Origin of the sequence: Sulfitobacter sp. S223 (genome assembly GCF_025143825.1) — a bacterium.
Lineage (GTDB): Bacteria > Pseudomonadota > Alphaproteobacteria > Rhodobacterales > Rhodobacteraceae > Sulfitobacter.
Genome location: NZ_CP083560.1, coordinates 2,549,756 through 2,562,481 on the forward strand (window position 1 = coordinate 2,549,756; position 12,726 = coordinate 2,562,481).

Below are 12,726 nucleotides of genomic sequence, written 5' to 3' on the forward strand. Positions count from 1 at the left end.
TATAGCAAAGCAAGTGTATCGTTTCGAAGTCGAAAACCGATGCAGGTCAGTGACTCAAAGCATCTCATGACACATCACCATTTTGGTGAAAGGGAGGAAATATGAAGAAATCATTAATCGGCGCGCTTGCCGTATCCACAATTCTGTCACCCATCGCGGCAATGGCCGAAACAGAGGTACAGTTCTGGCACGCATTTACGGGCCGCTTGGGCGAATTGGTTGCTACTCAGGTTGAAGAATTCAACGCCAGCCAAGACGAATATGTCGTCGTCCAGAATCACAAAGGTAATTATTCCGAGACACTTAACGCCGGTATTGCAGCGTTCCGCGCGGGAGAGCAGCCTCATATCCTGATGGTGTTCGAAGTCGGCACAGCAACAATGATGGCCGCAAAAGGGGCTGTTCGCCCTGTCTTCGAAGTCATGGCAGCAAGCGGTGCCGAGTTTGATCAGGACGCCTATATCGGCGCGGTCAAAGGCTACTACACATCCACAGACGGTGACATGCTGTCCCTGCCCTTCAACTCCTCCACACCTGTGCTTTGGGTAAACCGCGATGCAATGCAAGCGGCAGGCGTAGATCCCGACACAGATCTGTCCACATGGCAGAAAGTCGGCGAAACACTGGAGGCGCTGAAAGCTGGTGGCGAGGAATGCCCGCTGGTTACCGCATGGCAAAGCTGGATCCACCTCGAAAACCTGTCGGCCTATCATGACGTACCTTTCGCATCCAAAGACAACGGATTTGCGGGGACGGATACCGAACTGATGCTGAACGGCGAAGCCCAAGTGGCCCACCTTACGGCGATGGGTGAGTGGGCCAAGGATGGTAAGTTCATCTACACCGGCCGCCGCAATGAAGGTGGCGCGAACTTCCGGTCTGGCGAATGTGCGCTTTTCACCGAAAGCTCGGCTGGCTACGCGGGCATCAAGTCCGAAGCAGAGTTCGAATTTGACGTGCGTCCCCTGCCCTATTGGGAAGGTGTCGGCAACAGCCCGCAGAACACTATCATCGGCGGCGCGTCGCTGTGGGTTATGGAAGGCCATGAAGCCGAAGAATACAAAGGCGTTGGTGAATTCCTCAGCTACCTGTCCTCTTCCGATGTTCAGGCGAAATGGCACCAGGATACCGGTTATCTGCCGATCACAACTGCGGCAGGCGAAGCCACCCGCGCCTCCGGTTTCTATGACGAAAACCCCGGCACCGATGTGGCTGTGATCCAGATGACGGCGAACCAGCCAACAGCAAACTCCAAAGGTCTGCGTTTGGGCTCCTTTGATCAGATCCGCGGCATCATCGACGAAGAAATGGAAGCGATCTGGGCGGGCGACAAATCCGCTCAGGAAGCCATGGACAGCGCGAAAGAGCGCGGCGATGCGTTGCTTCGCCGTTTTGAAGCTGCCAATCGCTAACCAACACGACCAAGAGCAGGCCCCGTTGCGGGCCTGCTTTTCATTTTTAGGGGCATATTGATGGAAAAACGCGTGATCTTTCGCGGCTGGATGTTGCCTGCGCTGCTGATTGCACCGCAGGTCCTTATCTCTGTGGTGTTCTTTTTCTATCCAGCGGGTCAGGCAATCTGGCAATCGCTGTTCATCCCCGATCCATTCGGCCTGTCCTCCCAATTTGTGGGCTTGGGCAACTTCGAATACCTGCTGGGAGATAAGTTCTACCGCGCGTCCTTTGTGACCACAGCGATCTTTTCGATCCTCGTTACCCTATGCTCTATGGTTCCTGCGCTTTTTCTCGCGGTGCTGGCGGACCGCCTGATAAAAGGCTCCGGTGCCTACCGGACCATGCTGATATGGCCCTATGCCGTGGCCCCTGCAATCGCAGGTGTGTTGTGGCTTTTCATGTTCAACACCCGCGTCGGCGTGGTTTCATGGTACCTTGGCCAGCTTGGCTATGACTGGAATCACGTTCTCAATGGCAGCGAGGCGATGGGCCTTGTTGTTGTTGCGTCCTCTTGGGGTCGGATCAGCTATAACTTCTTGTTCTTTTTCGCGGCGTTACAAGCCGTGCCAAAGTCGGTGATCGAAGCTGCGGCGATTGATGGCGCACGATTCTGGCGGCGCTTCTGGACGATTGTTCTGCCGCTGCTGTCGCCCACCACGTTCTTCTTGTTGGTGGTAAATGTGGTCTATGCCTTCTTCGAGACATTCGGCGTCATTCACACAATCACGGCAGGCGGGCCGCAACAATCGACCACCATTCTGGTGTATAAGGTCTTTGCGGACGGATTTGTCGGCCAGGATTTGGGCGCCTCTTCGGCGCAGTCTGTAATCTTGCTGTTCGTTGTCGGGCTTCTCACCATCATCCAGTTTAAATTTGTAGAGAAAAGGGTGCATTACTGATGGCCCGTGAAACCCATGGTATGGTCGAAAAACGTGGCGCCGGTCTGTGGCTGACGCACGTGTTTATGATCCTCGGCGTGTTGGTGATCTTCTTCCCGATCTGGCTTGCCTTCGTTGCATCGACCGTGACGCAGCCTGAAATCGTCAAACCGCCGATGCCCCTGTGGCCCGGCAACCAATTTGTCGAAAACTACACGAAGGCGCTGTTTTCCGGCGTGAACGTGCCGGTGGCCACGATGCTGCTGAACAGCCTCATCATGGCGATGGGGATTGCGATTGGCAAAATCGTGATCTCGCTTTTGTCGGCTTTCGCGATTGTGTATTTCCGGTTTCCGGGGCGAAACATGTTTTTCTGGATGATTTTCCTGACGCTTATGCTGCCGGTAGAGGTACGCATTGTCCCGACTTTCGAAGTTGTGGCAAGCTTTGGTATGCTCAACAGCTATAGCGGGTTGATCTTTCCACTGATCGCATCCGCCACCGCGACGTTCCTGTTTCGCCAGTTCTTTCTGACCATTCCGGATGAGCTGGCCGAAGCGGCGCGCGTGGACGGTGCCGGCGCTATGCGGTTCTTTTGGGATATCGTTCTTCCGATGAGCCGGACCAATATTGCCGCCCTGTTCGTGATCCTGTTCATCTATGGCTGGAACCAGTACCTTTGGCCCTTGCTGATCACCACAGACCCCGAAATGAACACCATCGTGATGGGCATCAAACAGATGTTCCCGTCGGGCGATGATGTGGCTGAATGGCCTGTGATCATGGCAACTTCCATCCTTGCGATGATCCCCCCTGTTATTGTCGTAGTGAGCATGCAGCGGCTGTTCATTCGCGGCCTTGTCGATAGCGAGAAATAATCAATGGCGACCGTTACCCTCAAAGACATCAAGAAAAGCTTTGGCAAAACGGATGTGATCCACGGGATCAGCACCGAAATAGTCGAGGGCGAATTCATCGTCATCGTTGGCCCTTCTGGCTGTGGGAAATCCACGCTTCTTCGTATGGTTGCGGGGTTGGAGACTATCACGTCGGGCGACATCCTGATTGGCGGGGAGCGTGCAAATGACAAAGAGCCGATGGACCGCGACATCGCGATGGTGTTCCAGAATTATGCGCTATATCCGCATATGTCCGTGCGCCAGAACATGGGCTATGGCCTGAAAATCGCCAAGCTGCCCAAAGACCAGATTGAGAAAAAAGTGACCGAGGCTGCGCGCCTGCTACAGCTTGACGCGCTACTGGACCGCAAGCCAAGAGAGCTTTCCGGCGGGCAGCGTCAGCGTGTGGCGATGGGGCGCGCGATTGTGCGCGAACCCGCAGTGTTCCTGTTTGATGAGCCCCTTTCGAACCTTGACGCCAAGCTGCGTGTGCAGATGCGTCTTGAGATCAAGGAACTACAATCAAAGCTTGGGATCACTTCGCTTTATGTGACCCACGATCAGGTTGAGGCGATGACCATGGCCGACCGCATGATCGTGATGAACGCGGGCGTGGCCGAACAGATCGGCACGCCGCTAGAGGTCTACGAGACGCCCCGCACCCTGTTCGCTGCCCAATTTATCGGGAGCCCTGCGATGAACATCGTCGATGCTCACGTGAAGGGTGGCAAGGTCATGATAGGTGACCAGCCCATAGCGGATGCGATTGGCCCGGACGGCCCGGTAAAGCTGGGCGTGCGCCCCGAACATCTGGACCGCGACGACACTGGTCCTCTTTCGGTCAGCGTGCAAATGTCAGAGCCTTTGGGAGCAAACACCCTGATGCACGGCCGCCTGTCAGGCAGCGCACAAAGCTTTACCGTCAGCCAGCAAGGGGTGCACTTGATGGCCGACAATCGTGAAGACCTGCGATTCCGCATTCAGCCCGGCAAGGCACACCTGTTTGATGTTGCGACAGGTCTGCGCCGTACCGCTTAACGCAATTGTTTCCCTAGACAAAGAGGGCCTACACAGTAGCAAAACTGTGCGGGCCCTTCTTTTTTTGGGTCTCTCAAATTTTGAGTTGTGTCATCATCGGGGATCACAGACAGCCTCAACGACCCGTTTTGTGAATTCAAATGTCTCGCTGCGTCCGCCCGTAGCGCGAATAATGCGGCATCAGCGAAGAACTCCTTGCCGCCGCATAGTAGAACTCGCGGTCATTCGTACAATTCGCAGCATAGATCGGGCGTTCAATTTGCCGGTCGCGCACAAATTGCCAGTTCGCTGCGGTTAGCCCAATGGCTGCTTTTGGACGGTTCTGGAAAGACTTCTCAGCTCCGCATGCGTTCGAATTTGGGGTCATAGGGCCCGCTATCGATCACATGCGCAGCGATGCGTTCTCCGCATAGATCAAGCTGCACTGTTGACCCGACGGTGGCAAAATCGGGTTTTACGAACGCGTATGCGAGGTTCATTTCGACGCGGTGGCCGAAATCGCCGGACGTGATGGTGCCTACCACCGTGTTGCCTTGCATCAGCGATGCGCCCGGATGTGCCGGGGCGTGGTTGGTGTCAATCTTCAGCGTGACAAGCTGGCTTTGCGGTCCGGCGGCCTGCCGTTCCAGCAGGGCCGCTTTGCCGATAAAGTCCGTTTTTTCTAACTTCACGAAACGTGAAAGGCCCGTCTCGAATGGGTCAAACTCGGTAATCAGGTCGGCTTTCCAGTGAAGGAACCCCTTCTCCATGCGCATGGATTCAATGGCGCGCGCGCCGAAGAGTTTCAAACCATGCGCCTGTCCAGCCTCGCGCAAAGCAAGGTAAACTGCATAAAGCGATGCGTTCGGCACATGGATTTCATATGCCAATTCCCCTGAAAAGCTGACGCCCATCACCACAGCTGGTGCGAAGCCGATGCAACATTCACGGACCGACAGCCATGGGAATGCTTTGGCGGACCAGTCGCCGCGCGCGCAGTCAGACAGGACCGCCCGCGCCTTCGGTCCGGCAAGAACCAATATCGTATGATCGTTGGTCAGGCTGCGCAGGTGCACATCTTCGTCGTGCTTCAGATGCGCGGCGAGCCAATCCATGTCGTGGTACTCCGACGCAGCGGCTGATCCATACCAGACCCTGTCTGGTCCGCGGTCCGTGGCGGGCAGATTGGCAACCGTAGCCTCGCCCTTGATGCACCCGTGGTCGTTCAACAGATACCCTAGCCCGACGCGGCCGTCGCGTTTGGTGACGGTCCCGCAGATCATGCGGTCAAGGAAAGCGTGACGATCCTTTCCGGTGATCTCGATACGGTTGAAACCATTCACTTCGGCCAGACCTACATTTGTTGCGACATTGGCGACCTCGGCGGCGACCACATCGAAGGCCTCGTCGAAATTGAAGCTCAGCGAGGGGTGAAAGTCAGGCGATGGCTTGATGTAGTCGACACGCTCCCATCCATTCACGACCGTGAATTCAGCGCCTTCGGCGGCCAGAACAGGCGTCAGCGGCGTTGTTTTCGCGTTTCGTGCTGCGGGGCGATGTTCGTGCGGGAAGTGAAACCGGAATTCGTTCTGGTAGTCCTCTATCGCCTTGAGCGCCGTCATTTCGACGGTCGCATGACCGGTGAAGCGACGCGGATCGATGACCCACGTGTCATAGCACGCCTCGCCCTGCACGATCTGCTGCGCCAGAAGCCATCCGTGGCCACCCCCTTCGCCAAGCCCTGCACGCAACCCGATGATGCAGTAGGCGTTGCGCTTTCCGGGGATCGGGCCGACCAAAGGCGCACCATCGATCGTATAGGTGATCGGGCCATTCACGATCCGCTTTATGCCGACATCGGCCAAGGTAGGCATCCGTTCGAACGCGCCTTCCAGCACGTCCATCACACGATCCAGATCATCGGGACACAGATCGTTCGAAAAGCTGGGGCTGATCCCGTCCATCCCCCAGGTTTTGCAGTCCTGTTCGTAGAACCCGACCAGCAGGCCGCCCTTTTCCTGACGGGAATAATAGTCCGAGATAGGGCAGCGCAGGAGAGGCATACGGTGCCCGGCCTCCGCAATCGCGGGGATATCCTCGGTTATGAAATACTGATGTTCCATTGACGCGACGGGATGCTGCACACCCATCATCCGGCCAATCTCGTTCACGCGGTATCCGCCCGCATTGACCACGATGTCGCAATCGATGTCACCGTGCTCGGTGTGGACAGTCCACGTATCATCCTTGTGCTGGGTCAACGCAGTGACAGGTGTATTGCGATAGACCTCTGCCCCGGCCTTGCGTGCATGAAACGCAAGCGCCTGACATAGCTGGGCAGGATCAATATCACCGTCCTCGCCGTCCCACAGCCCGCCCAGAAGGTTCTCGGTTGAAATCAGCGGGTGGCGGCGCGCGCATTCCTCGGCATCGATAATCTCATACTCTACACCCATACCGCGCGCCATTGATGCAAAGTGGCGATACCCCTGCATCTGTTCTTCTGTGTTGGCCAGGCGGATGCCGCCATCGCCGTGGTGATAGCCAACGGGATATTCAGGATCGTCTCGTAGTTTCTTGTAAAGGGCGATGGAGTGGGACTTGAGACCAACCATCGTCTGCGTCATGCCGAAATTCGTAACCTGAGCCGCCGAATGCCACGTCGTCCCGGACGTCAGTTCATCACGTTCAACCAAGACCACGTCAGACCATCCCTCCTGCGTAAGATGATACAACGTCGAGCAGCCAGCAATGCCGCCACCAATGACGACGACTTTGGTCCGTGTTTTCATGTCAGACTCCCAAGTGTTTTCACTGGATACTCTGGCAAATGTATAATCCTTTGAAAAATAGTTTTATACTTGATATATCCTCACAAAAACCGAGGTATTGCTATGTCACTGTCTCTGCGTGCAATGCGCTACGTTCAGGCCGCTTTGATGCACGGCAGCATCACGGGCGCGGCCGAGGCCACCCACGTGACGCCATCGGCTATCGCTGCTGCTTTGGATCAGGCCGAAGCCTCATTCGGTATGGCACTTGTCACACGTGCGCGGGCCAAGGGCATCTTTCCGACCGCCGCAGGCCGTGATGTCGGACGGCGTATCGATGATTTGCTGGAACGGTATGATGCCTTGCTCACAGGCATTTCTGACCTTCAATCAAACCTCTCCGGCAATCTAAGTATCGGATACAACGCACCCATTGCTCCGGCTTTTTTGCCAATGCTTGCCGCTCAAATGCTGCAAGCCAATCCCAGCGTGACATTCACCCTGACAGAAGGCGACAACAACTCTGTCCAGACTGGACTGGTGGACGGGCAGTTCGATGTAATCCTGTTTGTCGAAGAACTGCCCAATCCGCAAATCGAGACGCAACCGCTTATCCATGCCCCCACGTATTGCGTATGTGCAACCGATCACGCGCTTGCCCGGCAGAACACGGTGCGCGTGTCCCAAATCGTGGCCGAACCGCTGATCCTGTTGGACCGCCCTGCTGCACGTGGGTATTATCTGGAGCTTCTTGAACAGGATGGAGAAGCCCTTCGTATCGTGGCAACCGCAAATTCGACCGAAATGGTTCGGTCGCTTGTCGCCGCGAAGATCGGGATTTCCCTTTTGAACATGAAACCACGTGACGTGCCGACCTATGCAGGAAATAGCTTACGCTGCCTACCGATCCAGGACAGCAACAGCGGCGTCACCCTCTCGCTGGGGTTTGCACCAGGACCGAAACGAAAACTGGTTCAGACGTTCGCCGAAAGCTGCGTCGCGTTATGTGAGGGACCATTGGGCGCGGATTTGACTGTATCCATAGCTTAATGCGCTGCAATAACAGCAGTCTCCGGGTTGCCGAACAAGTGTGCCGCCCGCACGCCTTGGGATTGCTGGCTATCTACGCGATCCTGCGCTGTTCAATATCGCGATCGAGAGCAAACTGCGTGGGTAAGATCACCTATGATGATCAATTGCGCGACATGTTTCTGAGCCGCGCCACGGCCGCCTGCACATCTCAACGCGGCAATATGGTCGGCTCGTGCGTGAGGGGGTGACGGCGATTGCTCTGGAACCCAGCGGATATGGGACACATTCGCTGCGTCACACCAAAGCTGCGGAGAGAGCGGTCATTCATGCAAATCGCCAAAACAGATCATCCCCAGGCTCTGTTCGGACCCCTTCCAAAAGATCCTGATCTTGGCAATTCGATCCGGTGAACAAGCGGAGCCGCAGGACGTTGTAAGCAGCGCCTAACCCAAAGAAGATAAATTAAAGGTCACTTCTCCACGGCGGATTGGCCCCCGCCCGAGATACCACAATAGCAGCTACTTGTGCACCGAGACCAATCGCATCCGTAAGATCCTGCGCTGACACTGTTGCAAGTGCATTTTTTGTGAGCAGCCCCGCATCAGACAAATGCGCGAGGACGCCTGCATTGAACGTATCCCCTGCGCCAACTGTATCAACGACCTCGACCTTGCGGCTTGGGACACACACAGATTGTCCGTCCGGTAGCCATGCCTGTGCACCGGCGCTTCCACGAGTCAGAATGACAACTGACGGCCCCAAAGCACACAACTGCGCGACCTTGTCGTCCAAACTGGCGTCGCCCGAATATATCCAGTGCAGATCCTCATCCGACACTTTCACGATGTCGGACAGACGCATCATTCGCTCGATACGGTGGCGAAAGCCCGCTTCGTCCTTGATGAAACCCGACCTGATGTTAGGGTCCAGCATCACTATGCAGTTTTGGGCATGGGCCTGGGCAAAACGCTCATAGACATCTGCCCCCGGCTCGCAGGCAAGACTGATCCCGCCGAAGTATAGCGCGGAGACATCGTTAATGGTTTGGGGTAAATCGGATGGTTCGATCATCCGTCCTGCCGAGTTTTCGTCAAAGAACGAATAGGACGCCTGTCCGTCTGTCAGCTGGACAAAGGCCAGCGTTGTGGGCCGGTCTGAGCGCATCAGGCGATCCGTCTCGACATTGCTTGCACGTAGATCGCCGACCAATTGCGTGCCGAAAAGGTCTGTCGAAATACCGCTCAGCAATCCGGTGCGGCATCCCAGCCGCCCCAGAGCAATCGCCGTGTTGAAAATGGCACCGCCTGTATGCGGCACATACCCGTCGTCGCCCGAAAAAGTCGGCTCGGGGATCATGTCAATCAGCGCTTCTCCGCAACACAGGATCATAGGTATCTTTCAGCTTGCCAAATAAGTGGAGAGCGCGGCTTCCAGCCCGTCTTGCCAGATCAACCGAAGGTATCTGTCAAAACTGTCCGCAAACCGCGGTGCATCCGCAAGATCACCGTAAAACTGGCGCATCTCAAGCCAGACCGATGGCGTGCGTCGCGCCTGTTCGGCTTTTGCTGTCAGCATATCCCAAGACGGGTCGTTCGGCTCAATCATTGTGCCGTCCTCGCGTGTGCCCTGGCACATGCGCGCCCAGATCGCTTCGACAAGGGCCAGGCCCTCTACAGGTGTGCCTTGCACCAACCCATCACGGATGGAGGGGATGACAAAGCCCGGGTGGCGGGCAGAGCCGTCAAAGGCCACGCGGCGCGTAGTGTCTACGATTTTCGGGTTCGAGAACCGGCTGTGAACCAGGCTGACATAATCTGTCGGTGTCATGCCCGGAACCGCCTCGACCAAAGGCGCGATTTCTGTGCGCGCGACTTTGGCAAAAAGCGGACCGATCAGGCCGTGCTGCATACATCCTGCAATCGTGTCCACCGACAACAACTCGCCCGCGACCGATATCACCTGATGCCCGCCGTTCAGAATGCGGATTTTCATGGCTTCATAGGCATGCACATCCTTGGCAAACGTCGCGCCGACTTTGTCCCAATCCGGACGGCCTGCACAAAAATCATCCTCCATCACCCATTGGCGAAAATTTTCGTGCGTAACGGGGACCTGATCGTCGATGCCAAGCTGATGGACCAATGCCCGCTCATTCGGGCCGGTGGCGGGCACGATGCTGTCAACCATCGAATTGGGGAAACTGCACTGCGTTTCGATCCATGTGGCAAGCTCGGGGTCCGACATGCGGGCCAAAGACACAACCGTCTGGCGCAACACATTGCCGTTGCCCAGCAGGTTGTCACAGCACTGACAAGTAAACGGGCCTGTGCCTGCATCACGCCGGAGGCGCAGCGCTGCGATAATCGCGCCAAAAGCGGTTCGCGGCGTGTCGGGGTTCTGGCTGTCGTGCACAATGTCAGGGTGGCTCTGGTCAAAATCTTTTGTGGCGGGATCAATAAAATAGCCGCTTTCCGTGACTGTCATCGCAACAATGCGAATGTCCGCCGCGGCCATACGGTTGATCAACGCGCCATTGTTTTCTTCGATCGGCAGGTAGTCGATCATAGAGCCTATAACTTCGGCTGCTGACGATTCTGGCGCAAGCTCGATCAATGTGCTCAAGCAGTCCTGGGCCAGCAGGTGCTCGCGCATGCGCGCATCGTTGGGGCGCACGCCTGCGCCGATGATTGCCCAATCCAGTGCGCAGCCTTGTTGCATCAATCGGTGCAGATACCACGCCTGATGTGCGCGATGAAAGTTGCCAAGGCCGATATGCACGATACCGGGCCTGAGCGCCGCGCGGTCATAGTGCGGTCGAAGCACGGTTTCAGGCAATTGGTTTAATGTCGCGTTACCAAGTTTCATGAGGGCGCGTCCTTGCGGTAGATCTTTCATCAGCTCATCCAATTTCCGCCATCGACATTATATGTCTGGGCGACAATGTAGTCGGCATCACTCGAGGCCAAAAAAATCGCCATGCCGGTCAGGTCGTCAGCTGTGGCCATACGTCCGATGGGGACTGCCGCGCCGACTTCGCGTTTCTTTTGGCCGAGGGGTTTGTTCTCAAATTTGGCAAAGAAGGCATCGACGCGGTCCCAATGCACTCCGTCCACAACACCGGGGGCGATGGCATTCACGTTAATTCCATGCTCGATCAGGTTCAGCCCCGCAGATTGCGTGATGCTGATCACTGCCGCTTTGGTAGCGCAATAGACCGCGACCAATGGCTCACCGCGCCTGCCGGCCTGCGAGGCCATATTGATGATCTTGCCCCCCTCGCCGCGTGCAATCATATGGCGCGCGACCGCTTGTAACGTGAACAAGGTGCCTTTGACGTTGATGTCAAAGGCACGATCATATTCGTCTTGCGTGATCTCGGCGAGGGGCGCGGCCGTGAAAATCGCCGCATTGTTGATCAAGATGTCGATGTGCCCGACAGCATCGATTGTCCGGCGGACGGCGTCCTCGATGCTGGTCAGATCGTTCACATCCATCTTCACGGCCCAGGCCGCATCGCCCAGTTCACGGGCAGTTTGAACAGCGCCTGCCTCGTCAACATCGGCAATCGCCACGCGCGCCCCCTCGCGAATATAGGCCGCAGCAAACGCCCGCCCGATGCCGCGCGCGGCACCTGTGATCAAAGCTGTTTTGCCAGCCAGTCGCATCATCCTATCCGTAGCCCTTGCGCGTCAAACCTGTGCAGCTTGTCCGGCTGGGGCGTAAGATAGATATCATCGCCATGTGTCACCGAAAGGTCCCCGTTAATCCGCACGGTGATCATCTCGGCAAGGCCTGTGTCATGGACGTGGATGAAGGTATCCGAGCCCAGATGTTCGGCCACGCCAACGCGGCCTTTCCACAGCCCGTCGCTTTGGCTGACGTCCGTATGTTCGGGCCGAATGCCAATGGTAGCAGCACCCTGTTTTTCCGCCTCTGCCCCTTTGATGAGGTTCATCTTGGGTGAGCCGATGAAGCCCGCAACAAATTCGTTGCGCGGCTTGTGGTAAAGCTCAAGCGGGCTGCCCACCTGTTCGATCACACCCGCCTGCAGAACAACGATTTTGTTTGCCATGGTCATCGCCTCGACCTGATCGTGGGTCACATAGATCATGGTGGTGTTCATACGCGCATGCATTTCCGAGATTTCCAGACGCATCCCGACACGCAGGGCCGCATCAAGGTTCGAGAGCGGCTCGTCAAACAGGAAGGCTGAAGGATCGCGCACAATCGCACGGCCGATAGCAACACGCTGGCGTTGACCTCCCGACAGCTGACCGGGCTTGCGGTCGAGGTAGTCGGTCAGATTCAGCGATTTCGCCGCCGCCTCGACACGTTTGTTTTGCTCGTCCTCGGACAGGCCCGCCATGCGCATCGGAAAGGCGATGTTCTTGCGCACGGTCATATGCGGGTAGAGCGCGTAGCTTTGGAACACCATCGCCAGCCCTCGTTTGGAAGGCGAGATTTCGGTCATATCCTGATCATCAATCAGAATGCGGCCCGAACTGGTTTCCTCCAGCCCTGCAATCAGGCGAAGCAGCGTGGACTTGCCGCAGCCCGACGGGCCTACAAATACCGCAAATTCACCGTCCTCGATTGTGAGGTCCAGTGGCGGGATAACCTCGATGTCACCAAACTTCTTGGTGATACGTTCTAGTACAATGCGTCCCATGTAGG

Annotated in this window: 10 protein-coding genes and 1 pseudogene; 6 read left to right on the forward strand and 5 right to left on the reverse strand. The window is 56.6% G+C overall.

Annotated elements, in window-relative coordinates; genetic code table 11:
• Nucleotides 1–101 precede the first annotated feature (101 nt).
• The 4 genes from ugpB to ugpC are packed head-to-tail and all read left to right on the forward strand — an operon-like array spanning nt 102 to nt 4,270.
• Entirely contained in the window at nt 102–1,412 is a 1,311-nt protein-coding gene (gene ugpB, locus K3757_RS12170) for a sn-glycerol-3-phosphate ABC transporter substrate-binding protein UgpB (protein ID WP_259995853.1), read from the forward strand.
• Nucleotides 1,413–1,472: 60 nt separating this feature from the next.
• The gene (ugpA, locus tag K3757_RS12175; protein WP_259995854.1) at nt 1,473–2,354 is read left to right on the forward strand and encodes a sn-glycerol-3-phosphate ABC transporter permease UgpA; all 882 of its coding nucleotides are present in this window, start codon (nt 1,473–1,475) and stop codon (nt 2,352–2,354) included.
• Nucleotides 2,355–2,374: 20 nt separating this feature from the next.
• Nucleotides 2,375–3,211, forward strand: a complete 837-nt coding sequence (gene ugpE / locus K3757_RS12180) for a sn-glycerol-3-phosphate ABC transporter permease UgpE (protein WP_260001245.1) — start codon at nt 2,375–2,377, stop codon at nt 3,209–3,211.
• Between the two features lie 3 nt (nt 3,212–3,214).
• Nucleotides 3,215–4,270 carry a sn-glycerol-3-phosphate ABC transporter ATP-binding protein UgpC gene (gene ugpC, locus K3757_RS12185; protein ID WP_259995855.1) on the forward strand — a complete coding sequence of 352 codons (1,056 nt, stop codon included), beginning with the start codon at nt 3,215–3,217 and terminating at the stop codon, nt 4,268–4,270.
• A gap of 335 nt (nt 4,271–4,605) precedes the next feature.
• Here ugpC and K3757_RS12190 read toward each other — a convergent pair whose 3' ends face one another.
• Nucleotides 4,606–7,041, reverse strand: coding sequence for an FAD-dependent oxidoreductase (locus tag K3757_RS12190; RefSeq protein WP_259995857.1), 2,436 nt, complete (start codon nt 7,039–7,041; stop codon nt 4,606–4,608).
• A gap of 102 nt (nt 7,042–7,143) precedes the next feature.
• On the opposite strand from K3757_RS12190, the gene K3757_RS12195 reads away from it, so the two are divergent.
• Both K3757_RS12195 and K3757_RS19125 read left to right on the forward strand, forming a co-directional pair.
• The gene (locus tag K3757_RS12195; RefSeq protein ID WP_259995859.1) at nt 7,144–8,070 is read left to right on the forward strand and encodes a LysR family transcriptional regulator; all 927 of its coding nucleotides are present in this window, start codon (nt 7,144–7,146) and stop codon (nt 8,068–8,070) included.
• A gap of 90 nt (nt 8,071–8,160) precedes the next feature.
• Nucleotides 8,161–8,365 (forward strand): annotated as a pseudogene (locus K3757_RS19125) (integrase); the annotation flags it as partial.
• A gap of 149 nt (nt 8,366–8,514) precedes the next feature.
• Here the strand turns inward: K3757_RS19125 and K3757_RS12200 are convergent.
• Genes K3757_RS12200 through K3757_RS12215 form a run of 4 tightly spaced genes read right to left on the reverse strand, consistent with a single transcriptional unit; the run spans nt 8,515 to nt 12,721 of the window.
• Nucleotides 8,515–9,441: a carbohydrate kinase gene (locus tag K3757_RS12200; RefSeq protein ID WP_259995860.1), complete on the reverse strand. Its 927-nt coding sequence runs from the start codon at nt 9,439–9,441 to the stop codon at nt 8,515–8,517.
• Between the two features lie 9 nt (nt 9,442–9,450).
• Nucleotides 9,451–10,917 carry a mannitol dehydrogenase family protein gene (locus K3757_RS12205; protein ID WP_259995861.1) on the reverse strand — a complete coding sequence of 489 codons (1,467 nt, stop codon included), beginning with the start codon at nt 10,915–10,917 and terminating at the stop codon, nt 9,451–9,453.
• Nucleotides 10,918–10,946: 29 nt separating this feature from the next.
• Complete coding sequence (locus K3757_RS12210; protein ID WP_311201731.1) at nt 10,947–11,720, reverse strand: L-iditol 2-dehydrogenase; 774 nt, start codon at nt 11,718–11,720, stop codon at nt 10,947–10,949.
• Complete coding sequence (locus K3757_RS12215) at nt 11,717–12,721, reverse strand: ABC transporter ATP-binding protein (protein ID WP_259995864.1); 1,005 nt, start codon at nt 12,719–12,721, stop codon at nt 11,717–11,719. Before K3757_RS12215 ends, K3757_RS12210 begins: the two co-directional genes overlap by 4 nt.
• Nucleotides 12,722–12,726: the final 5 nt, after the last annotated feature.